This window comes from Sphingomonas sp. GW821-FHT03E12 (assembly GCF_059420685.1).
This window is the reverse complement of sequence record NZ_JBWKUF010000008.1, coordinates 57,186-82,919: the sequence shown is the minus strand read 5'-3', so window position 1 is coordinate 82,919 and position 25,734 is coordinate 57,186. Positions and strand designations below refer to the sequence as shown.

Below are 25,734 nucleotides of genomic sequence, written 5' to 3'. Positions count from 1 at the left end.
CACTTCGTGCCCGAAATCCGAGAAACACGCCCCCGATACCAGACCCACATAGCCCGTGCCGATCATCGCTATTCGCATTTACACTCACATAAGGCTGGAGGTTGCTGAACGAATTCAGCCTTCTTCGCGGAGAAGCTCGTCAAAATAGGCGATGGTCTTTGCCAGACCCTCGCGCAACGGAACCTTGGGCGTCCAGTCCAGCTTCTCCTGCGCCAGATCGATGACGGGCTTCCGCTGCTTGGGGTCGTCCTGCGGGAGCGGCCGATGCTCGATCTTCACCGACGAACCGATCAGTTCCTGGACGATTTCCGCGAGCTCCCGCATCGAGAACTCACCGGGATTCCCCAGATTCACCGGCCCCGTGAAATCAGCAGGGCTGCCCATCATGCGGATGATCCCATCGACCAGGTCATCGACATAGCAGAAGGAACGCGTCTGCAAGCCATCGCCATAGAGCGTGATGGGCTTTCCGGAGAGCGCCTGAACAATGAAGTTGGACACGACCCGGCCGTCCGCCGGATGCATGCGCGGACCATAGGTATTGAAGATCCGGATCACCTTCACTTCAAGCCGGTGCTGCCGGTGATAGTCGAAGAACAGCGTTTCCGCGCAACGCTTGCCTTCGTCATAGCATGACCGCGTGCCGATCGGATTCACATTCCCCCAATAGCTTTCGGGCTGCGGGTGGATTGCGGGGTCGCCGTAAACCTCGCTGGTCGATGCCTGCAAGATCGGCACCTTCAGCCGCTTCGCCAGGCCCAGCATATTGATCGCGCCCATGACGCTCGTCTTGGTCGTCTGGACCGGGTCGAACTGATAATGGACGGGCGACGCCGGACAGGCGAGGTTGAAGATCCGGTCCACCTCGACATAGAGCGGAAAGGTGACGTCGTGCCGCATGATTTCGAACTTGGGATTGCCGAGCAGATGCTCGATATTCCGCCGCCGACCCGTGTAGAAATTATCGACGCAAAGAACTTCCGTGCCGCTCTCTACAAGGCGTTCGCACAAATGCGAGCCGATGAACCCAGCACCGCCAGTAATCAGCGAACGGTTTTCGACGAAATCCATCACTCCCCCAATCGATCAAATTTTCGCTAAGCAGCAACGTCAGCCGAGTGCACACATGCACTGCAAGCAATAGTATCGTTGCTAACGCTCCCAGAATCCTTCGCAGTCGCGAACGGATTATCCACGTTTCCAGGTCGCGTCAATGGAGCCCCAGCGCCGCGCCGGGGCACTCGCGGGAAGCAGAAGGCGACAATATTCTTTTTTATAATCAGTTGCTTAGATGCAGCCCATCTACCGGATGCGAGCGCCGGAAGCAACATCACGGCGAAGCCCGCCATGCGACGAGAGAATAGTTGCACTGCGACACAGCGTCCCGTTCGAAGCCGAGTTGCCGCGTGTGGCAACCGATCAGTTGCAAGCGGGAGAATTGCCAGCCCCTAGCCGGGCAGGCGCCGCGATAGGCAGGCCCCGGCAGCAGGAAGCCACCGTCCCGCACAATCGCCGCCGCTGAGGCGCCACAACTGCCCGGACGCAACCCTCCTCTTCGACGGCCTCAGCCTCACCGATGACCGCCGATGGAAGACAGGTTTGCGCATCTCTGGAGCGACGCCCAGGCGCGGCCGGAACGCGGTCGAAACAGGACAATGCACCGAACACGCGGCATGTTGCAGCAGGGCCCCCAATGCCTGGAATGTTCCACGCAACCGCAATGCGGCGTCCCCAGAAACAAAAACGGCGGCGCCTGCCTGGCACCGCCGAAATTGCTTGCAATCGTCCAGCGATTACGGGCTGTCGGGCGTATCGTCCTCGTCGATCAGGACAAGCGCACCGCCGATGACCGCGACGACTGCGAGCAGCGGAACCAGGAAACCGCCAACGGCTTCGTTCGATTCACCCGCCTCAGTCGAAACGCGCGCCTGTGCGCTCGAGAGCGACAGCTTCGAGGCCGAATTGGCCAGCGCCGGCGCGGTTGCGAGCGAGCACGCCGCAACAGCCATCAAAGTTTTCGCGAAACGCATCTGGTCAACTCCCTTTTTTCATCACGTTCTACAATCGACCGGTCATCGGAAGACGCCCGGATTATGGCGAGCGTCAAACTTCGGAGTTTCTATCCTACGCCCCCAAAGGTGGCAAGGCGTTAAAAACCCGTCTCTGCCCCGCCTGTCTGCAGGACCCACCGCGTGTTGCCCTCAAAGCCCATCGCTGTAAGCCTGCCACTCGCAAACGCACCGGTATCGATTCCGATCCGCCAGCGCTGCTCTTCGACTTCGTCGGTGATCGTATGGCCGTGGACGATGATCTTCTCCAGCTCGCCACGATGGTTGATGAACTCGTCCCGGATCCAGCGAAGCGTCCCGGGGACCTGAGCCGCCAGCGGCACACCCGGACGAATGCCCGCATGCACAAAGGCGAAATCGCCGATCTCGATCATGTCCTCGAACCCGTTGAGAAAGTCGATGTGCGATTGCGGCACCCGCTCCCGCAGCAATGCGGTCAGCGCATCATAATCGGTATCGCGATACTTTTCCTCGCTGACGCCGTAGCTGAGGACGGTCTGCTTGCCGCCGATCCGGATGAAGAAGGGCATCGCACCCTTCTCGCCGGCAAGCGCCTTGAGGAAGACCTCCTCGTGGTTGCCGAGCAGGAAACGCACGCGATCGGTCCGATGCGAAAGCTCCAGAAGCCGCTCGATGACCTGCGCTGAAGCCGGCCCGCGATCGACCAGGTCACCCAGGAAGATGACGACGGTTTCCGCTGATGTACGGGCCGCGTCATCGTCTTCGATCTGCCTGAGGATGTCGTCGAGCAGGTCCAGCCGGCCATGAATGTCGCCCACGGCATAGACGCGCGCGCCGGCCGGAACCGACCCGCTCGGCGCGAGCGCGTGACCGCGCGAGAAAGCTGAAAGAAGACGACGCAGCATTTGGACCGGGGCCGTTAACGAGTTGGCGCGCTTAGCCCGTCCATGCTTCCGCTTGCAACCGAGATCGTCCATAGACGATGCGATGATACGACGGTTTGGCAGCGTTGGCTGGTGTCTCATGTGGTGCGTAACCGCAATTCAGGCACCTCAGGTCGCGGCCCAGACCGATTCAGGTCCGGCCTGGGAGGCGCTGCGCGCAGCGGATCTCCAGCTCGCATCGATCGGATTCCGGCTTAGCGCAGCCGCCGCCCCTCTGTGCGACCAGCTTGAGCCGGGTATCGGCGTCCAGTTCCACACGCTGGCCCAATACACGCCGGCGACGCAGGAGCAGGTTCGCGCGCATTTCCGTTTCGCGGGGCCGGTCGCCGTCGAAGGCGTGATCGCGGGCAGCCCTGCCGCCATCGCCGGCGTAAGACCCGACGACACCCTTGCCGCGATCAACGGCGCCCCGGTTGTGGTTGACGCTCGCGAAGCCGGCTCGACGGCTCCGCTGGTTGCATTGCACGGGCAGTTTGCCCGCCTGCCGCCCGGCGCACCGGTCGAGCTGACACTGATCCGGGCGGGGCACGAAATCCGGACGCGTATCACCCCCACCCCCATCTGCCTGACGCGTTACGAGCTGCGCATCGACGATAATTACGACGCCCGCGCCAATGGCGAACTTGTCCAGATCACGTCGAAATATCTCGAATCGGTCGATGCCGAACTGCTTCCGGCCGTGATCGCACATGAGCTGTCGCACAATATCCTGCGGCATCGGGTCCGCCTGTCGGCTGCCGGCGCGGACTTCGGCTTCGCGTCCGGCTTTGGACGCAATCTGGGATTGTTCCGTCAGACCGAGATCGAAGCCGATATTCTGGCGGTCCACCTGCTTGCCCGCGCCGGATACGCGCCGGATCTGGCCGCACGCTTCTGGCGGAAAGCGGGCCCGGGCTTGCTCGGCGGCATGATGCGCAGCCGTTCGCACCCGTCGCTGCGCGACCGGATCGCGATCGCGACAGCCGAGGCGGCACGCGTCGCGTCCGACCCCGCGCCGCCACCTTTTTTCGCGACACGAAACGCGCCGCTCGACGGGAACTGGCGTCAGTACCTCCAGACCGCCAAGCGACCGGACGGGGCCCGCGCGCGTCCAACCACCAATTGACACCTTGCCTTTTTGCTGCACTGCAATATTCTGCTGAAGAGCTGTGATGGCGGCTCTTCCCAATCCATCAGGCAGGGAGTTCAACATGCGTTTCACGAAAATTGTGACGGCCCTTGCGGCAGGCGCGATGACGGTCAGCCCGACGCTCGCCGCATCGCCGGCGTCGAAGCTCTCCATCTCGGGTGTGGCGGGACAGCGCGCCTCGACCGTTGCCGGGGAGACGAACGAAGCTGTCAGCGGCTTCCTCATTCCGGCGATCGCGATCCTCGCGGTCATCGGTGGCGTTCTGCTGATCACCGACGATTCGGACAGCGACTGATTTAGGCTGTCGCCAGGATCAACCAGGGGACGGCGGCCCGATCGGCCGCCGTTTTCATTTTCCCGCGTCCAGCCGTCGTCAGAGCAACGGCCGCTGCAGGCCCGGTGCATCGGACGCAAGTCATGCTTTTCTACGCCACGTTCAAAGAGGCGATCGCCAACGACACCGGCCTCGCCAACACAATCCTGCATATCCATGCCGGAATGCTGATCCTGATGACCGCACGCTTCGTCACCCGGCGATCGCTCGGCACCTTCATCCCCTTTGCCGCGGTCCTCGCCCTGGAACTGGCCAACGAGATCATCGACCGGATCAATCACGGCAGCTGGCGATGGGACGACACGACCAGCGACATTCTCAACACGCTGTTCTGGCCATTCCTGCTCAGCCTTGCGATCCGGCTGCGGCCGATGACGCCGCAGGCCCCCGCCGCCACATCATAGGAATGACGGCACAAAAGAAACGGGCGGGACCGACGGCCCCGCCCGTTTCTTGTTTCCTGCGGTCCCGGTGGATCCGCTCAGCGGCCTGACGGCGGCGGACCGCCCTGGGGGCCGCCCTGTTGCTGCATCATCTGCTGCATCATCATCTGCTGGAGAATCGCCGCAGGAACCAGGTTCTTCATCTCGATGTCGAACACCAGCACTTGTCCCGCCAGCTCGTTCTCCGGGCTCGGCTCGGCGCCATAGCCCAGGCTCGGCGGCACCCAGAGACGATAGCGCGCGCCCTTGCGCATCAGCTTCACGCCCTCGGTGAAACCAGGGATCATCGGCTGCTGGGAGACCTGGAACCGCATCGGCGCGCGCGGCTGGAATTCCTTGCCGTCGCGCTTGATGCCGTGGATCTCGAGTTCAACGCCGTCATTGTCGGCTGCGACCGGGCCTTCGCCTGCCTCGATCACCTTGTACTGCAGGCCCGACGCGGTCGTCTGCACCCCGGACTGGTTCTTGTTCCAGGCCAGAAAGTCCTCGGTCGAATAGCCCGCGACAACTGCCGTACGCGTTCCCGCCCAGGCCAGCGCCAGCGCACCGGCCACCGCAATGGCGACCCCGACCCAGAGCCAGACGAGATAGCTGCGCTTGGTCGGCGGAATCGGCACGGCGGTGACGGACGACATGGATCAGCTATCCCGGGTTGCCGCGCGACCCGCGCGGCGGAAAGTCACAAGAGTCACGCCATCCGCGATGACGCGGATGGCGATCCGGACAGCCTTACCGGCCGCCGTCGCGCTCCATGCGCTTACGCTCGAGCTTGCGCGCGCGGCGGACCGCAGCCGCACGCTCGCGGGCGCGCTTCTCGCTCGGCTTCTCATAGTGGCGGCGCAGCTTCATCTCGCGATACACGCCCTCACGCTGCAGCTTCTTCTTGAGCGCACGAAGGGCCTGATCGACGTTATTGTCGCGAACGATGATCTGCATAAAGCCGTCTCAACTCCGAATCATATTCAATAGAAATGGGTTCGCCGAGACATCTGCCCCGGGCGTCAGGAGGCGGCCCCTAGCAGGGGGAGGCTGGAAACACAAGTGCAAGCGCGCCGATCCCGCTTGCCTTTTCCTGCCCGGTGGCGATGATCGTGCGAGAGACTTGGTGCAGGCCCGCCATACGCAGCGGCTCAAGATAAGGTACTGACGATGCAGCGCGTATCCCGCAAGTCCGTCCGCCGCCTGACGGCAATGACCGCGAGCCTGGCCCTGCTCGCGGGCTGTGGCGGAGGCGGTGGCTCCGGCAGCATCGGCGGAGGCGGGACCGGAGGAACCGGCGTCACCCCGACGCCGAGTCCCACAGGCACCTGTTCGCTGCGTTCGCGGCAGGACTGGGTCGCGGCGCAGATGAACGAATGGTACCTCTTCCCCGACACGCTGCCCACGGGCCTGAACCCGGCGGCCTATTCGACGGTCGATGCCTATCTCGACGCGCTGACTGCAGGCGCGCGGGCGCAGAACAAGGATCGCTATTTCACCTACATCACCTCGATCGCCGAGGAGAACGCCTATTACAATTCGGGGTCGAGCGCCGGATATGGCGTCCGCCTCGCACTCGACGGGTCGAATCGGCTGATCATCACCGAATCGTTCGAGGATGCGCCCGCGCTGGCGGCGGGAATCGATCGCGGCGCAGAGATCGTCGCGATCGGCACGAACGCGTCCAGCTTGCGCACGGTTTCCTCGATCCTGACGAGCGAGGGCACTGCAGGGCTGAACAACGCGCTCGGCCCGTCCACCGCGGGCACCACCCGCACCTTCCAGATCCGCGACGCCGCGGGTACCCGCAACGTCGCCGTCACGATGACGAACTTCAGCCTGACGCCCGTCTCCTCGCGCTATGGCGCGAAGGTGATCGACGATGGCGGGAAGAAGGTCGGCTACATCAACCTGCGCACCTTCATCAACACGGCCGAAACCCCGCTGCGCAACGCCTTTGCCAATTTCCGCGCGCAGGGAATCACCGACGTGATCATCGATGTGCGCTACAATGGCGGCGGGCTGATCTCGATCGCGGATCTCGTCAACAATCTGCTCGGTGCGGACCGGACCAGTTCGACCGTCGCCAGCTATGTGACCTTCCGCCCCTCCAAGGCATCCAACAACGAAACCACCTATTTCGCGCCGCAGCCGCAATCGATCGCGCCGACCCGGATCGCGTTCATCGGCACCGGCGGATCGGCCTCGGCGAGCGAGCTGGTAATGAACACCTTCATCCCCTATCTCGGCATCCGCTCCGCGCTGATCGGCACCAACACCTATGGCAAGCCGGTCGGCCAGATCGCGATCGACCAGGCCGCATGCGACGACCGGCTGCGCGTCATCGCCTTTGCGCTGGAGAACAGCGCCCACCAAGGGGCCTATTATAATGGCCTCGCCGGGTTCATGGGCGCGACCTGCCAAGCCAGCGACGACGTCAGCCGCCAGCTCGGCGATCCGCAGGAACAATCGACTCGCCGCGCGCTCGACTTCCTCGCCGGACGCAGCTGCACGCCGATCAGCGCCTCGGTTGCGGCGGGCAGCCCCGGCCTCAGCCCGCAAGCAGCCGGCGCACAGGTGACCAAGCCAATGGAGCTGGTGACCCCCGACCGCCCGACCACCCCGCAGCGCGAAGTGCCGGGACTGTACTAACCCTTTTCGCGCCCCGGCCTTGTGCCGGGGTCCACCGGACGGCTAGCTGGCACAACGAGGCTTGAAGTCAGCCCGCCGGGAGCGGTGGGCCCCGGCACAAGGCCGGGGTGACGGTTGAGGAGCGGGGATGACGGTTACAGCTGCGAACGAACCCATACCTACGCGCCAGCGTCTCAAATCGATCCTGGGCGGGTCGGCGGGCAATCTGGTCGAATGGTATGACTGGTACGCCTATGCCGCCTTCACCCTCTATTTCGCGCCGCACTTCTTCCCCAAGGGGGATCAGACGACCCAGCTGCTGAACACCGCAGCGGTGTTCGCGGTCGGCTTCCTGATGCGCCCGATCGGCGGGTGGCTGATGGGAGTCTATGCCGACAAATATGGGCGCAAGGCCGGGCTGACGCTGTCGGTTTCGTTGATGTGTGCGGGATCGCTGCTGATCGCGGTCACCCCCGGCTATGCGGCGATCGGCTGGGCGGCGCCTGCGTTGCTGGTGTTCGCACGGCTGATGCAGGGGCTGTCGATCGGCGGCGAATATGGGGCGAGCGCCACCTACCTCTCAGAGATGGCCGGCAAGAAGCGCCGCGGTTTCTTCTCCAGCTTCCAATATGTCACGCTGATCTCGGGTCAGCTCATCGCGCTCACCGTGCTGCTGGTCCTGCAGGCGTCGATGAGCGAGGCGGCGCTCGAGAGCTGGGGCTGGCGCATCCCCTTCTTCATCGGCGGGGCGCTGGCGGTGATCGTCTTCTGGCTGCGGCGCGGCCTTGCCGAAACCGAAAGCTTCCACAATGCCAAGGCTGAGGGGCGCAAGACCGGAGCGCTGGCGCTGCTCAGGGAGCATCCGGGCGAGTTCCTGCTGGTGATGGCGCTGACCGCGGGCGGCACGCTCGCCTTCTATGCCTATTCGATCTACCTCCAGAAGTTCCTGGTCAACACATCGGGCTTCGATCGCGAAACCGCGTCGGAGATCAATGCCGCGGCCCTGTTCGTCTTCATGTGCATCCAGCCGCTCGCCGGCGCGCTCTCCGACCGGATCGGACGCAAGCCGCTGATGGTCGGGTTCGGCGTGTTGGGCGTGCTCTGTACCTACCCGATCTTCACGGCGCTGGAGCAGGTGAGCAGCGCCTGGGCGGCGTTCGCGCTGATGCTCGGCGCGCTGGTGATCGTCACCGGCTACACCTCGATCAATGCGGTGGTGAAGGCCGAGCTGTTCCCCGCGCATATCCGCACGCTCGGCGTCGCCCTGCCCTATGCGCTCGCCAATGCGATCTTCGGCGGCACCGCCGAATATGTCGCGCTGTGGTTCAAGAATCAGGGGATCGAGCGTGGCTTCTACTGGTATGTGACCGGAATGATCGGCGTGTCGCTGATCGTCTATCTGCGGATGCGCGACACGCAGGCGCACAGCAGGATCCTGGAGGATTGATGGCGTGAGGCCGCATATCGGCCATCCGCGCGCGGCACTCATCGTCGCGCCGCATCCCGACGACGAGCTGATCGGCGCAGCCGGACTGATCGCCCATCTCCTGCGCCGGGGCACCGCTGTGCATGTCGCCGTCGCGACCGACGGCGCAGCGTCGCACCCGAACAGCCGCAAATGGCCGCGCCGCCGGCTGATCGCGGCGCGCCAGATGGAAACGCGCCGCGCGTTGCATCGACTGGGGGTGATGCCTGCATCGATCCATTTTCTGGGCCTGCCCGATGGCGGAACGACCGTGGCCGATTGCCGCCGCGTCCTCACCCGGCAGATCCGCCGCCTGCCCCGGCTCGACCTGATCGTCGGCCCCACACGCGACGATGCGCATCTGGATCACCAGGCGGTGGCGATCGCCCTCGAATCGGCCGCGAGGCATGTGCACTTGCTGGGCTACCGCGTCTGGCCGCCGCAACCGCTTCGGCGGGGCCGCCTCTCGGCGCTGCCGGTCAGCTCCGCGGCAAAGCGCTCGCTGATCCGGCTTCATCATACCCAGCTCGGTCACATCCGCGACGATCCCGAGGGATTCCAGATCATGCCCCGCGAGCTCGATGCATTTTCGCGGCCGCTGGAACGCTATGTGTCGCTGCGATGATCCCTGATTAGGGAGCCGGGTGGCGGCGGCGATTCCCCTGCCCGCCGATCCGCGCTAAGACCCTCGAATGACTCCCGTGCTCAACGTCCACAGCTCGATCCTCGGCCAGCCCTGGCGCTGGCGCGGACTGGCGGCGGATGCGCGCGACCCGGGCTTCGCGCCCGACGATCTGGTGACCCAGCTCCTCCTCACCCGCGGCTGCGCGCGCGAGGAGCTGGAAGCGCATCGCAGCCCCAGCATCCGCGCCTTCATGCCCGACCCGTCGATCTTTCGCGACATGGACCGGGCGGCGGAGCGGCTCGCCGATTCGGTCCAGCGGGGCGAGGCGGTAACGGTCTTCGGCGACTATGACGTCGACGGCGCGACCTCTGCGGCACTGCTGATCCGGCTGCTGCGCGACCTGGGGCTCGATCCCCGCGCCTATATCCCCGACCGGCTGATGGAAGGCTACGGCCCGTCGGGCGAGGCGCTGGTGCGGCTGAAGCGCGAGGGCGCGGACCTGATCGTCACGGTCGACTGCGGCGCAATGGCGTTCGACGCGCTCGCCGAAGCACGCGATGCGGGCGCCGAAGTGATCGTCGTCGATCATCACAAATGCGCCTCAGAGCTGCCCGCCGCGCTGGCGCTGGTGAACCCCAACCGGCTCGACGAGGATGAAGGACGCCAGCACGGCCATCTCGCCGCGGTCGGAGTCGCCTGGCTGCTCGGCGCCGCGCTGGTACGCGTGCTGCGCGGGCGCGGCTTCTTCGCGGACCGGGCGGAGCCCAAGCTGCTCGACCTGCTCGACATCGTGGCGCTGGGTACCGTGGCGGACGTCGCCGCGCTCAAGGGGCTCAACCGCGCCTTCGTGGCGCAGGGCCTCAAGGTGATGGCACAGCGCCGCAACATCGGCATGAACGCGCTGATCGAGGCAAGCCGCCTCACCCGCGCGCCGACCGCAACCGATCTCGGCTTCGCGCTGGGCCCGCGGATCAATGCCGGCGGCCGCGTCGGCAAATCCGACCTCGGCGTGCGGCTGCTCACCACCGACGACGCCGACGAGGCACGCGGGATCGCCGAGGAGCTCAACCGGCTCAATGAGGAACGCCGCGCAATCGAGGCCGAGGTGCAGCAATCGGCCGAAGCGATCGAGGCCGAAGGCGCGGTCGCGGTGGTCGCCGCGCGGGGCTGGCATCCGGGCGTGATCGGGATCGTCGCCGGGCGGCTCAAGGAACGGCACGGCCGCCCTGCCATCGTCATTGCGATCGGCGAAGACGGGATCGGCAAGGGCTCCGGCCGCTCGATCGCAGGCGTCGATCTGGGCGCGGCGATCCTGGCGGCAAAGGAAGCCGGACTGCTCATCGCGGGCGGCGGGCATGCCATGGCGGCCGGCGTCACGATCGCCGAGGACCAGATTCCCGCGCTCACCGCTTTTCTCGACGAAAAGCTCGCCGAGACGGTCGAGCGCGCTGCCGGCGAGCGCGCGCTGCTGCTCGACGCGGTGCTCGCACCCGGCGGGGTCAATCCGGATCTGGTCAATGCGATGGAAGCGGGCGGCCCCTATGGCATGGGCTGGCCCGCACCCCGCGTCGCCGCCGGCCCCGTGCGCATCATCAAATGCGATATCGTAGGCAACGGCCATGTCAGGGCGATCGTCGCCGGGGAGGACGGACGCAGCATCAAGTGCGTCGCCTTCCGATCCGCCGACACGCCGCTCGGCCTCGCGCTGCTGGGCGCGTCGCGCGACCGGCGGCTGTGGATCGCCGGCCGGGCCAAGATCGACGACTGGGGCGCTCGTCCTGCGGCGGAAATCCACATCGAAGATGCTGCCTGGGCCGATTAGCGGTAATTGACCCTTGACCAGCCGCACAGCTTTGCCTAACCGGCGCCCTCGCCTTCACGGCCCCTTCGTCTAGCGGTTAGGACGCGGCCCTTTCACGGCTGAAACACGGGTTCGATTCCCGTAGGGGTCACCACCCGCAGAAGTCCGCCGTTTCTGGCACTTCGCGGGCGGCGGTTTTCCCACATAGCTCGCGATTTTTCCCGCATGGCTGTTCTGGTCAGGTTTCGTTCTGCGTGCCCTTTCCATCACAGAAGATCATCCATCTTTCCACCGCCGAAAAGCCGCTTCGCCGCCGCCGCGCCTGACATCGTTGCGTCCGATGCCGCTCTTGCCAGTGACCCGCGGATCACAGGGTCGGCGGGTTATCGCCGTTGGTGAGATGCGAATTGGGTAGGCGGGGAGTCGGGCGTGGTGTAACGTTGGAGAGATGCTGCATTCGCCGCCGCTGGAGGGTAGCGCCCGCCCCCTCGCTGCACTTCGCAAGTGTCCGATCTGCGAATCGTTTTCGGCAGCGGTAGAGCTTGAGGTCACGGCTAGGCAGGCTGCGCAACACTTCGTTCTCCGCGAATGCCAAGAGGACCGTCACAACCGTCTTGTTGAACGCATCTCGGCACTATGGGGCCGAGAGGACGCCGTGATCTGCATTTGCGACGGTTGCGGCTTTGGTTTCGCGGATCCGCATGTCGCCGGAGATGCCCGGTTTTACGACTTGGCATTTGGCGCGTCGGCTTATCCGTCGTGGAAGTGGGAGTTCAAACGGACGCTCCGCGCGCTTCGGGGACGAACTTTTGAGTCAGCAATCGAGGTTGGTGCTGGACAGGGCCTCTTCCTGGACAACCTCAGCCCGAAGGCAGTTCCGCGCCATCGAATTCATGCGCTCGAGCATAATACCGATGCGCGGGCCCGACTGCTCGCAAAGGGGTACAAATCAAGCGGAGGTACACTCGATGATATCGAGCAGCCCGTCGATGTAATCTTCATGTTTCAGATTCTGGAACACATGGACGATCCGCATAGCGTCTTCGCTAACATTGCGCGCCTTTTGAAGCGCGGCGGCAGCGCGTTCATCGCCGTTCCCAATCCGCGCCGCGTAGAGTTCGAACACGCCAATGGCGGCCTGATCGACATGCCCCCAAATCATATCGGTCGCTGGACAGAAGGCGCACTGCGCTTCGTAACCGAGACTCATGGGCTGAGAGTGGCCGAGTGCGAGACGTCCCCATTCGAGCCGCTGGAGTTCCTCAAGAGCGACCTGATCCATGCCACCCTGCGGGCATCGCATCAGTCTGGGAGCAGGGCGAACGACCTGTTCCGCCGCGGGCGTAAGGTGCAGGCGATTCTGGAGATAGCAGTGCGCCGGGTCCCCACATGGCGCAAGGCCAACCGTCGCCTCGGACAAAGCCTATGGGCAAGGATCGACCATGGCAGAATAGCAGAAACGCCAATCCGGTTCAGCGACCGCCATAGGCATCAAAATTGAGTTGGTCGAAAAATCGACCGCAGTATATATCTCGCAGCATGCTGCTGCGGAAAATCTTCGTTCGCGGTCTGGACAATATCCAGCGCCTCAACATCTGGCCCCACCAATGGCGCCGCGTCATGCTGCGCTGGATGGGCATTCCCCTTGCCCGAGATACTATTGTTTCTCCGGCGTGTCACTTCGGCAGCGGCAATGTTCACTTCGGAAAACGCGTGTTCCTTAACATTGGATGTCACGTCGACACCAACGCGACAGTCACATTCGGCGATGATGTTGCGTGCGCGCCGGGGGTAATGTTCGTGACTTCCAATCACGAAATGGACGATCCGCTCAATCGGGCCGGGTCTGACATCCACCTTCCGATTACAATTGGCCGAGGTTGCTGGCTCGGCACCCGCTGCATGATCCTGCCAGGTGTCACGATTGCTCCAGGCTGTGTTATTGCAGCGGGCGCGGTGCTGACCAAGGACACGACACCGAATGGCATTTACGCTGGTGCCCCAGCGCGCAGGATCAGAGACATGGCACCAGATCTGCGCGCCATCTCCCCATCGGCCGGAGCCGCTTGCGGCATGCTTCCACAAATCCAGGCTGGGGCTGCATGATCCAAGCCGAAACTCCAAGCGGACTGCCGGTCCACGTACCGGAGAATGTGTCGGAAGATACCACTCGACGCTTCCAGCCTCAGGACACTCGCGAAGCCCGCAAACACCTGAAAACTGAGGGCTTCTGCGTCGTTTCCGGCATCTTCTCCGCCGAACAATGCGATACGGCCCGTAGGTTATGGGCATCCGAGGTGAAGCCCTTTGGCGGCCCGATCTACCGCCAGACGACAGGTCGCGCCGAGCGTCATCGGTTCAACGATCAAGGTTGGGTGATGAACCCAATGCTCAATGTGCAGAGCATCGACCCTCGCCGGATGGGGGGATTCCGCTCTCATGCGCGCGGACTGCTCGCAGACGAACGTCTCGGCATGCTTCTCACCGTGCTACTCGACGGGCCGCCAACGATTATCCAGTCGATGTACTTTGAGGGCAATTCGGCGACTTGGGAACATCAGGACAGCTACTATCTCGACTCCGAGAGAGCTGGGACGATGGTGGCGGCATGGATAGCACTTGAGGATATCGCAGAAGACGCCGGACGCTTCTTCGTATGCCCGGGCAGTCACCTGTTTGCGCTGGATCATGCCAAGGACAACAACTACGCAGAGCATCACGATCGATACATTGCCGGCATCGTCGAGACGATCCGCGAGCAAGGTTCATCGGTTTGTGCGCCTGCGCTGAGCAAGGGCGATGTCCTGTTTTGGCATGCCCACACCGTCCACGGGTCGCTCAAAAGCAGCAGCGCCACAAATACGCGGTCCTCAATCACATGCCACGCCATCCGCACTGGCGATCGAATGCTCCAGTTTCAAAGCCGAACCTATTCAGTCCCGGGTCACTCCTCAGGCCAAACGACGATTTACGCGCCCAAGGATCTCAGACATTTCCGCAATCAGGTCGCGCTTCGAGCCGACGCACACTTTCCACGGGCATTCGGCGCGGTGAAGCGGCACATGATCAAGCGCCTGATTTTGCGGAATGAGCAACCATGAATCGTCGCCTATTCCTGCTGCTCAATCAACTTCAACAGATCGATGTTTGGCCCCACACTTGGCGGGCCAAGATTCTGCGAGCAATGGGTATCTCGGTGCACCCGGATACCGATATCGGCGTGCAGTGCTCTTTCGGGGGCGCAAGATCATTCTTTGGGCAACGTGTGGTTGTGAGCATCGGATGCCACTTCGATGCCAGCGCGGATATTCGTATCGGCGACGATGTATGGATCGGTCCGCATGTGTCATTCATCACCGGCACCCATCATATCGGGGCAAGAGAAAGACGGGCGGGAGAAACCTTTGCTCTCCCTATCTCCGTTGGTAGCGGAACGTGGATTGGCACGCGCGCACTCATCCTGCCGGGCGTGACCATCGCACCAGGCTGCGTCATTGCCGCAGGAACGGTCGTCACGAAGGACACAATGCCTGACGCCGTCTACGCTGGCGTGCCGGCGAAGCGAGTGCGCGGCCTTGAAGGACGAAGTCCGGTTCGGAAACTAGATTGAGCTTCGAGATAAGCGAAGCGCACGATCAGCGGGCCCTTCTGGCTCATTCCAATCTTATGTCCCGGAGTTGCTGCGCCGCGTCCGAACCCTCATGGGCGTTGTGTCACGACCAAGCGGGCTGCGGTGGCGCTTCGAATTCACCGGAGCCCGCCGATCGATCAGCTTCGCTTTGCGGCGATGTAGCGCTCGACCTGCTCCTCGAGGATATCGAGCGGCAACGCGCCTTGGCTCAGGACGGCCTCGTGAAAATCGCGAATATCGAACCGCGGCCCAAGTTCCTTTTCGGCCTTCGCGCGGAGCGCTGCGATCCGGAGTTGCCCGACCATGTAGCTGGTCGCCTGTCCCGGCCAGTTGAAGTACCGGTCGACCTCACGCGCGATATCCGTGTCCGACACCGAGCTGTTGGCGCGGAAATAGGCGATCGCCTGTTCGCGCGTCCACCGCTTCGAGTGGATGCCGGTATCGAGCACCAGCCGGATCGCGCGCCACACCTGAAGTGAGAGCATGCCGAAACGGGCATAGGGATCCTTGTACACCCCCATCTCGCCCGCCAGCCGCTCGGAATACAGGCCCCAGCCCTCCATATAGGCGCCATAGCCGCCGAACTTGCGGAATTTGGGGATGCCGGCCAGTTCCTGTTGGCGCGCAATCTGGAAATGGTGGCCGGGCGCGCCTTCGTGCGCGGCGATCCCGGCAACCTGGATCTTCTGCGTCTGGTTCATATCGACCAGATTGACATAATAAATGCCGGGGCGGGTGCCGTCGGCCGAAGGCGGGTTGTAGAACGCAGTCGAAGCAGTTGCCTCCCGCCACTTCTCGACCGCGCGCACCTCCAATGGCGCCTTGGGCAGGACGTGGAAGTAGCGCGGTGCCGCAGCCATCGCCGACGCGATCACGGCACGTGCGTCGCGGAGATATTCCTCGCGCCCCGCCTCCGTGTTCGCATATTTGAACTTCGGATCGGTGCGAATATGGTCGAAGAACTGCTCCAGCGTGCCGTCGAACCCGACCTCGCGCCTGATCGCGTCCATCTCCTGCCGGATCGCCGCGACCTGCTCCAGGCCGAGCTGATGGATCTGGTCTGCGGTAAGGCTGGTGGTCGTCGAAGCCTTGAGGCGATCGGCGTAATAGGCCGCGCCATCCGGCAGATTCCAGGCGCCGAAATTGCCTTTGGACTTGGGCTCGATCTCGTCCAGCGCTGCGATCAGCACGTCATAGCCAGTCCGGAACGGCCCGGTGAGCGCGGCACGCGCCTTGCCAAGCAACGCTTCCTTCGTTGCGGCCGGCGCGTCGAGCGCGGTTACCTTCTTGGTGAAGTCGGCCATCAGCGTCGAATCCGGGCCGCTGTCGAAGGGCGCACCCGTGATCACCTTGCGCGCATCGGCCCGCGCCGGCGCGAAGTTGACCTTGTTGGGGATAATTCCCGCGGCCGCCTGCCGCCGCATCGTCGCAGCGACTTCCCGCATCACGCGGTCGGTGTCGCGCAGGCGCGCAATATAGGCCTCGGCGTCCGCAACGCTGTCGACCTTGTGGTTGTTGATCAGCAGGACCGGGATGGCGCCGGCAGGGCTGCCGTTGGTCGATACCGGAAAGCGCAGCTGACGGTACCGGAACGCCTCACGGCCCCGCTCGACTTCATACTCGAAAAGCCGGAAGCTGACCCGCGCGCTTTCGCCGAGCTGCTCGGGCTTGAACCGGGCGCGCATCTCGCTGAGCTGCCGCTCGGCCAGGTCGCGTCCGCGAACCGCGGCCGCATCGGTACGATCATCCAGCCGGTCGTAATCCGTCTTGAAGCCGAGCTGGGTTTGCGCCTCAGGGCTGAGCTTGATCTGCGCATCGAACGCCTGATCGAGAAACTGCAGCAACGCGGCGTCCTGCGTCTGGGCCTGCGCGGTCGCGACCGATGCGGGCCCCGGCGCATTTGCCTGAACGAGGGGCAAGGCAAGCAGCAGCGCAAGCGTACGACGCATCATCATCTCCTTATCGATGTATGCTTCTTGCCAGCTCTCAGGCCCAAAGCAATCGCGTTCCTTTGCTCAACCGGAACTGCCGCGCAGCGTACGGACCGCGTGATCGGCTGCCCGGACGGTAAGCGCCATGAAGGTGAGCGAGGGGTTCACGCATGACACCGACGCCATCTGTGCGCCGTCGGTCACGTACAGGTTCGAGGCATCGTGCGCCTGGCTCCAGCTGTTGAGCACCGAGCTGCGCGGATCGGCGCCCATGCGCGCGCCCCCCATTTCGTGGATGGCGTCGCCGGGTACATGCTCGGCCTCCGAACTGCTGACGTTGCTCAGCCCCGCCCCCTTCAGCATCGCCTCGCCCTGCGCCCGCGCGTCCGCCATCATCCGCAGTTCATTGTCGCGGAAGCGGACGTCGAAGCGCATCAGCGGAACCCCGAAGCGGTCGACCTTGTCGGCGTGCAGCGAGACGCTGTTGTCGCGATAGGGAAGGCATTCGCCGAACGCGCCGATGTGGAATTTCCACGGCGCATATTTGCGCATCCCGTGCTTCATCGACGCGCCGAAACCGACCGGCGGCGCGACGTCGCGATTGGCGCCGCCCTGATAGCCATAGCCGCGCTTGAAGCCGAGATTCTCGTCGCCCCCGATGTTGCGGAAGCGCGGAATGTAGATCCCGCCCGGGCGGCGGCCATATTCGATATATTCGCTCATCCCGGGGATCTCGCCCTCGATCCAGACGCGGAAGATGTGGTCCATCACATATTTGCCGAGCGTCCCGCTCGAATCGAAGTGGCTGCGGCCGCTGCCTTCCGCACGCGAGTTCATCAGGATCTGCGTCGAGGCCATCGCCGACGCGCAGAGGAAGACGAGGTCGGCGTTGACCACTTCCGCCTGACGCGTCCTGGCATCAATGAAGCGCACGCCGGTCACGCGCTTCTTCACCGGATCATATTCAAGGTTGGTGACGACCGCGTCCGACCGCAGCGTCAGCCGCCCGGTCGCGCGTGCCGCCGGCAGCGTCACCGCCTGGGTCGAGAAATAGGCCCCGAACGAGCAGCCATTGCCGCACTGATTGCGCATCTGGCATTTCGTCCGGTTCTGCTCGGGCTTGTCCTCGGTCAGGTTGGACAGCCGCGCATTGATCAGCTTGCGTCCCGGGAACTGGGCCTCGAGCCGCTGCTTGACCCATTTCTCCGCGATGTTCATCGGCATCGGCGGCTGGAATTCGCTGTCGGGGAGCTGGGGCAGGTTCTCGCGCGAGCCGGAGACGCCGATATATTTCTCGACCTGGCTGTACCAGGGCGCGATATCGTCATAGCGGATCGGCCAATCGCCATCGATGCCGTCGCGCTTGTTCGCCTCGAAATCCTCCGCGCTCCAGCGAAAGCTCCAGCGCCCCCAGATCAGCGACTTGCCGCCAACCGCGCCGGGGCGGATCCAGAAGAACTTTTCGCCCTCGCCATAGGCATAGGGATTGAGCCGGTCGTCATTGTAGAACTTCCGGTTGCTGGGTGCGACATAACCGTTCTTGGCGATGAAATAATCGCTGTTGATCAACGGCTTGGGCATCATGTTGCGCGCCGGAACCTCATAGGCCGGCTTGCCGTCATAGGTGTAATCCTCGCCATGCTCGACCATCACGCCGCGGTCGAGCATCAGCACGCGCAGGCCCTTCTCGGTGAGCTCCTTCGCCGCGAACCCGCCGCTGATGCCGGAGCCGATGACGATCGCATCAAACCTGTTGGTCGAAGCCATAACCTTACTCTCCTGTCCGGTCAGAAGCGCAGCGCGCTCAGCGTCTGGAAACTCGTCGTGACGTCGGGAAGATAGGGCGCGGGCGCCTGGTCGTTCTCGACATAGAAATGGCGGACGCCGGCACTGCCCTTGCGCTTGAACAGCGCAGCGAAATCGATCGTGCCCGCGCCGACCGCGACCATGCCGCCATCGGCACGCATATCCTTGACGTGATAGGCGTAGAGGCGGCTCGACAGGCGGTCGATCAGCGCGCCCGCGTCCTCGCCGGCCTTCACCCCCCAGAACAGGTCGAGCTCGATCTTCACCAGTGCCGGATCGGTTTCCTTGAGCAGCTGCTCGAACAGGCTGACCCCGCCCGGCTTCTGGGTGAACTCGAAATCGTGATTGTGATAGGCGAAGCCGAGCCCGGCCTCTTTGAGGTCCGCGGCGAAGCGTCCGATGTTCGGGAGGGCGGCCTGCCATCCCGGCCCCGTGCGATGCTCGTCGGTCATGTAGGGCAGGATGATCGTGTCGGCGCCGAGCGCCTTGGCCAGCGTCACCTGCCGGTCGAACTGGCCCAGCAGCGCGTCATAGCCGACATGGATCGACGGTGCCTTCAGGCCCAGCCGGTCGAGCGTTCCGCGCAGCATCGCGGCGTCCATGGCGTCATATCCGCCGCCGCCGAACTCGACCTCGCGATAACCGATCGCCGCGACCTGCTCGAGCGTCTTCACCGGGTCCTTCGCGAAGATCTCGCGCAGCGTGTAGAGCTGGAGGCCGATCGCACGGCGCTTCGCCGCAGCGGCCGCCGGGAAGCAGGCAAGAGCGGCGGCACCCGCGGCGCCCGCGAGCAAAGTTCTGCGTGCGATCATGCCGAATACACCTTGTTGACCTGAGAATAGAGAAACTCGCCGTTATACTCGCCCGGCACCGGGAGATATTCGCGCTCCTGCGTCATCCCGATCTCCGACGTGTAGTAACCGGCGATGACGAGCTGCCGGAACGGCTCGAAGAACGCATCAGCGCCGGGCAGCTGCTTGTTCATCGCCAGCGTCAGCAGCGCATCCTGCTGCTCCGGCGTTGCCTTGGCCGTCGACACGCCATGGTCGCGCATGCTGCGCGCCTCGATCGCGTCGAGCCCGGCGATGATCGGCACCCGATCGCCCGGCAGCGCCCAGTCAGCCAGCATCTTCTCGATGAAATCCGGCACTCCGGCGGCGATCGCGCCCGGCGTGTCGGTCGTCGGGATGACGCGGTCGCTCAGCGCGGACATCGCCGCGCGCTGCGCAGGCGTGAAGACCTGAACGCTCGGCGGCCCTTCGGAAATGGCGGGGATATCGGTCCCGCGCGGCGCCCCCGCTGCACGCGCGAGCGGCGCGAACAGCGAGGCGCCGAACATGGCCGCGACACCCGCCAGAGCGGTTCTGCGGTTGATCATTTGGCTTCTCCGGGCAGATCATGGTCGACAGCGGCTTCGGGCAACGGGCGCACCCAGATGTTGCGGAACGAAACCGGCGATCCGTGGTCCTGCAGCTGCAGCGGCGCAGCGTCGGGATGCGCCTGATAGGCGGCAACCTTGCGCCACACCGTGGTGCCGAGCAGCGCCTGCCGGTTCTGCACCAGCACGCCGTTGAGGAAGGCCGTGACATAGGCGGGGCGCAACAGCTTGCCGTCGGCCGCGAAGCGGGGCCTTTCGAACACGATGTCGTAGCTTTGCCACTCGCCCGGCCTGCGCGCGGCGTTCACCAGCGGCGGCTTCCAGCCATAGGCCGCGCCGACCGTGCCGTCGGCATAGGTCGGGTTCTGATAGCCGTCGAGGATCTGGACCTCGTAGCGCTGCATGAACCAGACGCCGCTGTTGCCGCGATCCTGCGATTTGTCCTTGGGCGGGTTGGGCGAGCGGAATTCGAGATGGAGCTGGACGTCGCCGAAGCTCTGGCGCGAAACCAGGTTGTTGTCGCCGCCCCCCGGCGGACGCGGCGGCACCGTCATCACGCCGCCGGCGACAGTCCATGGCGCCAGCTGGCCTTGCCACGCATCCGCGGGCAGGACGATCGCGTCGGAGGGCGCCCCGCCCGGAGCCGTCGCCGGCGTCACCACCACCGGTGCCGGGCGGTCCGCATCATGGACGCGCCATTTGCCGTCGGGCAGCATCGGCGTGTCCCTGAACCCCGGCTTCTCCTGCGCAGATGCGCTGGTGATCGCGATTGATCCGGCGATTACGCAACTGGCCATGCGCATGCGCGTCATGCCTCTCCTCCTTGTCGATCGATGCTGCGATAAGCGGCGATCAGCCGGTCTTCACCGGCGCGGCCCGCTATCGAATTGCCATGCTCCATGCCGATCACACCGGTGTAGTTCCGTGCACGGAGCCAGCGGACGATCGTCGCATAGTTGATCTCGCCGGTCCCCGGCTCCTTGCGGCCGGGATTGTCGCCGAACTGGAGATAGGCGATCTCGGACCAGCAGGTCTCGAGCGCGGGGATCAGATTCCCCGACTGGATCTGCTCATGATAGAGATCGGCGAGGATCTTCACCGCCGGGCTGTTGACGCCGCGCGCCACGGCATAGCCCTGCGCGATCGTCTGCATGTACACGCCGGGGTGATTGGTGCGCGTGTTGAGCGGCTCCATCACCAGGGTCAGCTTGTGCGGCGCCATGATGTCCCCGGCGCGACGCATGACGTCGATGATCCGCGCGGTCTGGATATCGACCGGCACGCGCGGGTCGAGGAACCCCGTCACCACCGTCATCTGCGTCGCATTGAGCCGCTTGGCGACATCGACCGCATTGCGGATATCGGCGAGGAACGCCTCGCGCTCGGCATCGTCATTGCCGCCGAGCAGCGGGCGCGACTGCGCCCATTTCGGCATGCTCGCGACGAACACGCCCATCCGCATGCCGCGCTGGGCGAGCGCCTTCGCCATCTGCTCCTGCTCGGCGACCGGGCGGCTCGCCGCCTCATTGTCTTCCCAGGCGCGGAAACCCTGATCGGCGGCGAATGCGATCTGTTCGATCCGGCCGCCCCGGCTCGCGAAGCTGCCTTCGTGCGGCGCATAGGCGAGCGAGAAATAGGCGGCGTTGGACGCGGAATCACGCACGCCCGCCAGCGCGGCGAGCGGCAGTGCGGCCCCTCCCGCAAGCAAGCTTCGGCGCGCGATCGGCGGCATCACTTCGCGCTCTCGGCCTTCAGGAACGCGATGATCGCGGCGCGCTTCGCCGGGTCGGGCGTACCGATCGGCATGCGGGTTCCGGGAACCTTCTTCGACGGATTGGCGAGAAACGCGTCCAGCGTCTTCTCGTCCCATTTCAGCTTCGATCCCTTGAGCGCCGCGGAATAGCTGACGCCCGGCACCGACGCGGCCGGCTTGCCGATGATCCCGTAGAGATTGGGGCCGAGCCCGTTCTTGCCGCCCTTGCTGGTCGTGTGGCAGGCGCGGCACGCGGCAAAGGCCGCCGGTGCTGCGCCGGTCTGCGCAAAGCTTGGCGCGAGCGCTGCGCCCAATCCTGTGAGCGCTACCGCTCCGGTTGCCAGACCCGCTACAAACTTCATCTCGTCTCTCCCAATCTTTTGTCTCTTTCGGCGAAGACCCGCGTCATCCGCCCCCGATCGCGGTCCACTTCTCGTCCGACGCCGCGTTGGCGGCGACGGTCTCCACGAAGTGCATCGTGCGCAGCCCGTCGGTGAGACCGGGGAACCGGCCTTGCGTATCGCCGTCCCGGACCGCGGCCGCGAAGGCGCGGTAGATATTGGCGAAGGCCTCGACATAGCCCTCCGGATGCCCCGCCGGGGTCCGGGTCAGCGCAAGCGTGTGCGGGTCGAGGCCGGGGCCGCCGGTCCGCACGATTTCTGCTGGCCGGTCGAGCCAGCGCAGGATCAGCGTGTTCGGCTCCATCTGCGACCATTCGAGCCCGCCAAGCTCGCCATGGATGCGCAGCTTCAGCCCATTCTCCTCGCCCGCCGCGACTTGGCTGGCCTTGAGCATGCCGCGCGCACCGCCGTCAAAGCGCAGCAGCGCGCTCACGTCATCGTCCAGCAGCCGGCCCGGCACATGCGCCGTCAGATCCGCACAGACGGCCTCCGTCCGCAGGCCGGAAACGTGCTCGGCGAGTTGGAAGGCGTGCGTGCCGATATCGCCCAGGCAGCCGCCGATCCCGGCTCGCGCCGGATCGGTGCGCCATTCGGCCTGCTTCTGCCCGTCGCGATCGATCGGCCGGCTGAGCCAGCCCTGAAGATATTCGGCCTGCACCAGCCGGATCGCACCGAAATCGCCGCGCGCGACGCGGATGCGTGCCTCTTCGATCAGCGGATAAGCGGCATAGGTGAAAGCCAGCCCGAACAGCCGACCGCTTGCCTTCACAGCCTGCGCGATCGCCTCGGCCTCCGCCACGCTCATCGCCATCGGCTTTTCGCACAGCACGTGGAAGCCAGCGTCGAGCGCGGCGATCGCCACCGGCGCGTGGAGGTGGTTTGGCGTGACGATCGCAATCGCATCGACCCGCTCTTCCGGCGGCAGCGCGCGCTCGCCTTCAACCAGCTGCTCGAACGTGTTGTAGACGCGTTGCGGATCGAGCCCGAGTGCATCGCCGGTCCGTGCGTTGCGCCCGGCATCAGTGCTGAAGGCGCCCGCAGTCATCCGCCAATCGCCGTCGATTGCGGCAGCCATGCGGTGGACGGCGCCAATGAACGCACCCTCACCGCCCCCTACCATGCCGAGCCGAAGCGGATGCCGCGCCATCCTCAAAGCCCCAGCAGCTCGCGGATCGCGGTCCGGTCGGCGCCGCTTGCGGCGAAATCGTCGAACGGCCGCTCGGTCAGGCGGATGATGTGGTCGCGGATGAAGGGTGCGCCTTCGCGCGCGCCATCCTCGGGATGCTTGAGCGCGCATTCCCATTCAAGCACCGCCCAGCCGGTATAGCCATATTGCGCAAGCTTGCTGAAGATGCCGACGAAATCGACCTGGCCGTCGCCGAGCGAGCGGAAGCGGCCGGCGCGGTCGACCCAGCTTTCATAGCCGCCATAGACGCCCGTGCGCCCGGTCGGGTTGAACTCGGCATCCTTCACATGGAAGCACGAGATGCGGTCATGATAGCGATCGATGAAGTCGAGATAGTCGAGCTGCTGCAGCACATAGTGCGACGGGTCGAACAGGATGCGCGCGCGCGGGTGGTTGTTCACCGCCGTGAGGAAACGCTCCCAGGTCGCACCGTCGAAAATGTCCTCACCCGGATGGATCTCGAACGCGCAATCGACGCCTGCCTCCTCGAACACGTCGAGGATCGGCAGCCAGCGGCGAGCGAGCTCGGCGAAAGCTTCCTCGATCAATCCGGCCGGGCGCTGCGGCCAGGGATAGACATAGGGCCAGGCGAGCGCGCCGGAGAAGGTGGCGTGCGCGTTGAGCCCGAGATTGGCGCTGGCCTTGGCGGCGAGCTTGACCTGCTCGACCGCCCAGGCCTGACGCTCGGCGGGCTTGCCGTGCAGCTCGGCCGGGGCGAAGCCGTCGAACAGCTGGTCATAGGCCGGATGCACCGCGACGAGCTGGCCCTGAAGATGCGTCGAAAGCTCGGTCGGCTCGACACCATGATCCGCAAGCCGGCCGCGCAGATCGTCGCAATAGGCCTGGCTTTCCGCAGCCAGATTGAGATCGATCAGCCGCGGATCGCAGGGGATCTGGACACCCTTATAGCCAAGATCGCCGGCCCATTTGGCGAGCCCGTCCAGCGTATCGAACGGCGCGGTGTCGCCCATGAACTGGGCAAGGAAGATCGCGGGTCCCTTCATCGCAGTCATGCGGCGGCTCCCTTCCTGCTGTCGTCGCGGAAGAGGAGCTGGAACAGCAACGTGATGACCGCAGCCGCGATCGCCGGATACCACCACATCTGCTGCCAGTCGGCGATCGTCGGCGCCGCGGGCAGCTGGGCATAGAGCAGCCCGCCGATCTGCGAGCCGAGCAGCATGCCGACGCCATAGGTGAACAGGGTCAGCATCCCCTGCGCCTGGGCGTTCACGCCCTTGGGCGTCGCGATGGTGCCGGTATAGATCGCGCCGGCGACGAAGAAGAAATCGTAGCACACCCCGTGCAGCGCCACGCCGAGATAGACCGCCCAGAGCGAGCCACTGCCGTCACCGATCGCGAACAGCGCATAGCGCAGCGCCCAAGCCGCCATGCCCACCAGCAGCAGCGGCTTCACGCCGAAGCGGCGGTAGAGCCACGGCATCGAGAACATGAAGGCCAGCTCGGACATCTGGCCGATCGCGAGCGTGCCGCTGACATTGGTGATGCCGGCCGCGCCGATATAAGGCGAGGCATAGGCGTAATACATGGCGAGCGGGATCGAGATCAGCGTCGCGCAGATCACGAAGATCAGATAGGAGCGCTGCCGCATCAGGCCGAACGCCTCGACGCACAGCACCTGTCGCACCAGGCTCTCGCCGCTCGGCGCGTCGGGCTCGATCGCCGGAAGCGTCAGGCTGTAGAGACCGAGCGCGATCGACACGACCGCCGCGACGCGGAAGATCTCGGGGCTGGCCGACAGCGCCGCCCAGCCGATGATCAGCCCGGCGACGATCCAGCCGAGCGTGCCGAAGGCACGAACGAACGGGAAGCGATCGTCGCGCTTGCCCAGGCTCTTGAGCGCGATCGTGTTCGCGAGGCCGACGGTCGGCATGTAGAGAATCATGTAACCGAACAGCACCCAGACGAAGGTGCCGCCCGTCTCCGGCGTCAGCAGCGCGGGCAGCGCCAGCAGGATCGCGCCGCCGAGCAGGTGAAGGATCACCATCAGCGCCTTGGGACTGAAATAGCGGGTCGCGGCCATGCCGAGCAGGAAGGATCCGGCGATCGAGGCGATCGGGCCGACCGAAAAGGCGTTGCCGATCAGCGCGCCGATTCCGACCGTCTGCATGACCAGCCCGAGCGTGACGGCCCATGCACCCCAGACAAAGAACTGCATGAACATGAGCGCGCTGAGCCGCCCCATGAGCATGGCGGATACCGGACGTGCATCCAGCGTCTCTGTGGTTGTGGCCATGCGCCCCTCCCCC

Annotated in this window: 27 protein-coding genes and 1 tRNA gene; 12 read left to right on the top strand and 16 right to left on the bottom strand. The window is 64.8% G+C overall.

The features are described from left to right. The 4 genes from AC07TU_RS20015 to AC07TU_RS20000 all read right to left on the bottom strand — a co-directional run. The coding region (locus AC07TU_RS20015; protein WP_495188374.1) for a hypothetical protein at nucleotides 1–78 on the bottom strand (78 nt) is incomplete at its 3' end. A 36-nt stretch (nucleotides 79–114) separates the two neighbouring features. Continuing rightward, entirely contained in the window at nucleotides 115–1,071 is a 957-nt protein-coding gene (locus AC07TU_RS20010) for a UDP-glucuronic acid decarboxylase family protein (RefSeq protein WP_495189698.1), read from the bottom strand. 722 nt (nucleotides 1,072–1,793) lie between these two features. Then, nucleotides 1,794–2,030 (bottom strand): hypothetical protein, encoded by a 237-nt coding sequence (locus AC07TU_RS20005; RefSeq protein WP_495189697.1) that lies wholly within the window; start codon nucleotides 2,028–2,030, stop codon nucleotides 1,794–1,796. Between the two features lie 119 nt (nucleotides 2,031–2,149). After that, the gene (locus AC07TU_RS20000) at nucleotides 2,150–3,007 is read right to left on the bottom strand and encodes a metallophosphoesterase family protein (RefSeq protein ID WP_495189696.1); all 858 of its coding nucleotides are present in this window, start codon (nucleotides 3,005–3,007) and stop codon (nucleotides 2,150–2,152) included. 10 nt (nucleotides 3,008–3,017) lie between these two features. On the opposite strand from AC07TU_RS20000, the gene AC07TU_RS19995 reads away from it, so the two are divergent. The 3 genes from AC07TU_RS19995 to AC07TU_RS19985 all read left to right on the top strand — a co-directional run bounded on the left by AC07TU_RS19995 (nucleotide 3,018) and on the right by AC07TU_RS19985 (nucleotide 4,841). After that, on the top strand, nucleotides 3,018–4,079 hold the full coding sequence (locus tag AC07TU_RS19995; protein WP_495189695.1) for a M48 family metallopeptidase: 1,062 nt from the start codon (nucleotides 3,018–3,020) through the stop codon (nucleotides 4,077–4,079). A gap of 85 nt (nucleotides 4,080–4,164) precedes the next feature. Further along, nucleotides 4,165–4,398: a hypothetical protein gene (locus AC07TU_RS19990; protein WP_495189694.1), complete on the top strand. Its 234-nt coding sequence runs from the start codon at nucleotides 4,165–4,167 to the stop codon at nucleotides 4,396–4,398. A gap of 122 nt (nucleotides 4,399–4,520) precedes the next feature. After that, complete coding sequence (locus tag AC07TU_RS19985) at nucleotides 4,521–4,841, top strand: hypothetical protein (RefSeq protein WP_495189693.1); 321 nt, start codon at nucleotides 4,521–4,523, stop codon at nucleotides 4,839–4,841. 77 nt (nucleotides 4,842–4,918) lie between these two features. Here AC07TU_RS19985 and AC07TU_RS19980 read toward each other — a convergent pair whose 3' ends face one another. Continuing rightward, the gene (locus AC07TU_RS19980) at nucleotides 4,919–5,515 is read right to left on the bottom strand and encodes an FKBP-type peptidyl-prolyl cis-trans isomerase (protein ID WP_495189692.1); all 597 of its coding nucleotides are present in this window, start codon (nucleotides 5,513–5,515) and stop codon (nucleotides 4,919–4,921) included. A 94-nt stretch (nucleotides 5,516–5,609) separates the two neighbouring features. Then, nucleotides 5,610–5,816 (bottom strand): 30S ribosomal protein S21, encoded by a 207-nt coding sequence (gene rpsU, locus AC07TU_RS19975; protein WP_066573326.1) that lies wholly within the window; start codon nucleotides 5,814–5,816, stop codon nucleotides 5,610–5,612. A gap of 213 nt (nucleotides 5,817–6,029) precedes the next feature. Between rpsU and AC07TU_RS19970 the strand changes: the two genes are divergently transcribed. From AC07TU_RS19970 to AC07TU_RS19930, 9 genes are all read left to right on the top strand, one after another. Next, entirely contained in the window at nucleotides 6,030–7,511 is a 1,482-nt protein-coding gene (locus tag AC07TU_RS19970; protein WP_495189691.1) for a S41 family peptidase, read from the top strand. Nucleotides 7,512–7,638: 127 nt separating this feature from the next. Continuing rightward, the gene (locus tag AC07TU_RS19965; protein ID WP_495189690.1) at nucleotides 7,639–8,937 is read left to right on the top strand and encodes an MFS transporter; all 1,299 of its coding nucleotides are present in this window, start codon (nucleotides 7,639–7,641) and stop codon (nucleotides 8,935–8,937) included. A 4-nt stretch (nucleotides 8,938–8,941) separates the two neighbouring features. Further along, the gene (locus AC07TU_RS19960) at nucleotides 8,942–9,580 is read left to right on the top strand and encodes a PIG-L deacetylase family protein (protein ID WP_495189689.1); all 639 of its coding nucleotides are present in this window, start codon (nucleotides 8,942–8,944) and stop codon (nucleotides 9,578–9,580) included. Between the two features lie 67 nt (nucleotides 9,581–9,647). Continuing rightward, nucleotides 9,648–11,402: a single-stranded-DNA-specific exonuclease RecJ gene (recJ, locus tag AC07TU_RS19955; RefSeq protein ID WP_495189688.1), complete on the top strand. Its 1,755-nt coding sequence runs from the start codon at nucleotides 9,648–9,650 to the stop codon at nucleotides 11,400–11,402. A gap of 58 nt (nucleotides 11,403–11,460) precedes the next feature. Continuing rightward, nucleotides 11,461–11,535: transfer RNA gene (locus AC07TU_RS19950), tRNA-Glu, on the top strand. Between the two features lie 294 nt (nucleotides 11,536–11,829). Further along, a complete protein-coding gene (locus AC07TU_RS19945) occupies nucleotides 11,830–12,882 on the top strand; it encodes a class I SAM-dependent methyltransferase (RefSeq protein ID WP_495189687.1) in 1,053 nt (350 codons plus the stop codon). Nucleotides 12,883–12,920: 38 nt separating this feature from the next. After that, nucleotides 12,921–13,487, top strand: a complete 567-nt coding sequence (locus AC07TU_RS19940) for an acyltransferase (protein ID WP_495189686.1) — start codon at nucleotides 12,921–12,923, stop codon at nucleotides 13,485–13,487. Then, the gene (locus AC07TU_RS19935; RefSeq protein WP_495189685.1) at nucleotides 13,484–14,482 is read left to right on the top strand and encodes a phytanoyl-CoA dioxygenase family protein; all 999 of its coding nucleotides are present in this window, start codon (nucleotides 13,484–13,486) and stop codon (nucleotides 14,480–14,482) included. The genes AC07TU_RS19940 and AC07TU_RS19935 overlap by 4 nt, the downstream gene beginning before the upstream one ends. Then, a complete protein-coding gene (locus AC07TU_RS19930) occupies nucleotides 14,479–14,991 on the top strand; it encodes a DapH/DapD/GlmU-related protein (RefSeq protein WP_495189684.1) in 513 nt (170 codons plus the stop codon). Before AC07TU_RS19935 ends, AC07TU_RS19930 begins: the two co-directional genes overlap by 4 nt. Nucleotides 14,992–15,149: 158 nt before the next feature. Here the strand turns inward: AC07TU_RS19930 and AC07TU_RS19925 are convergent, their stop codons facing one another. From AC07TU_RS19925 to AC07TU_RS19880, 10 genes are read right to left on the bottom strand one after another with little or no spacing between them, the layout of a single operon-like run. Continuing rightward, nucleotides 15,150–16,967 (bottom strand): DUF885 domain-containing protein, encoded by a 1,818-nt coding sequence (locus AC07TU_RS19925; protein WP_495189683.1) that lies wholly within the window; start codon nucleotides 16,965–16,967, stop codon nucleotides 15,150–15,152. Nucleotides 16,968–17,027: 60 nt separating this feature from the next. Further along, the gene (locus AC07TU_RS19920) at nucleotides 17,028–18,710 is read right to left on the bottom strand and encodes a GMC family oxidoreductase (RefSeq protein WP_495189682.1); all 1,683 of its coding nucleotides are present in this window, start codon (nucleotides 18,708–18,710) and stop codon (nucleotides 17,028–17,030) included. Nucleotides 18,711–18,730: 20 nt separating this feature from the next. Continuing rightward, nucleotides 18,731–19,561 carry a sugar phosphate isomerase/epimerase family protein gene (locus AC07TU_RS19915; protein ID WP_495189681.1) on the bottom strand — a complete coding sequence of 277 codons (831 nt, stop codon included), beginning with the start codon at nucleotides 19,559–19,561 and terminating at the stop codon, nucleotides 18,731–18,733. Further along, a complete protein-coding gene (locus tag AC07TU_RS19910) occupies nucleotides 19,558–20,127 on the bottom strand; it encodes a gluconate 2-dehydrogenase subunit 3 family protein (protein ID WP_495189680.1) in 570 nt (189 codons plus the stop codon). The genes AC07TU_RS19915 and AC07TU_RS19910 overlap by 4 nt, the downstream gene beginning before the upstream one ends. Continuing rightward, the gene (locus AC07TU_RS19905; protein ID WP_495189679.1) at nucleotides 20,124–20,939 is read right to left on the bottom strand and encodes a 3-keto-disaccharide hydrolase; all 816 of its coding nucleotides are present in this window, start codon (nucleotides 20,937–20,939) and stop codon (nucleotides 20,124–20,126) included. The genes AC07TU_RS19910 and AC07TU_RS19905 overlap by 4 nt, the downstream gene beginning before the upstream one ends. Further along, nucleotides 20,936–21,859 carry a hydroxypyruvate isomerase family protein gene (locus AC07TU_RS19900; RefSeq protein WP_495189678.1) on the bottom strand — a complete coding sequence of 308 codons (924 nt, stop codon included), beginning with the start codon at nucleotides 21,857–21,859 and terminating at the stop codon, nucleotides 20,936–20,938. The genes AC07TU_RS19905 and AC07TU_RS19900 overlap by 4 nt, the downstream gene beginning before the upstream one ends. Further along, nucleotides 21,859–22,242 (bottom strand): c-type cytochrome, encoded by a 384-nt coding sequence (locus AC07TU_RS19895; RefSeq protein ID WP_495189677.1) that lies wholly within the window; start codon nucleotides 22,240–22,242, stop codon nucleotides 21,859–21,861. The genes AC07TU_RS19900 and AC07TU_RS19895 overlap by 1 nt, the downstream gene beginning before the upstream one ends. Before the next feature lie 43 nt (nucleotides 22,243–22,285). Next, nucleotides 22,286–23,428 (bottom strand): Gfo/Idh/MocA family protein, encoded by a 1,143-nt coding sequence (locus AC07TU_RS19890; protein ID WP_495189676.1) that lies wholly within the window; start codon nucleotides 23,426–23,428, stop codon nucleotides 22,286–22,288. A 2-nt stretch (nucleotides 23,429–23,430) separates the two neighbouring features. Continuing rightward, entirely contained in the window at nucleotides 23,431–24,480 is a 1,050-nt protein-coding gene (locus tag AC07TU_RS19885) for a sugar phosphate isomerase/epimerase family protein (RefSeq protein ID WP_495189675.1), read from the bottom strand. Further along, entirely contained in the window at nucleotides 24,477–25,721 is a 1,245-nt protein-coding gene (locus AC07TU_RS19880; protein WP_495189674.1) for an MFS transporter, read from the bottom strand. The genes AC07TU_RS19885 and AC07TU_RS19880 overlap by 4 nt, the downstream gene beginning before the upstream one ends. Between the last annotated feature and the right edge of the window lie 13 nt (nucleotides 25,722–25,734).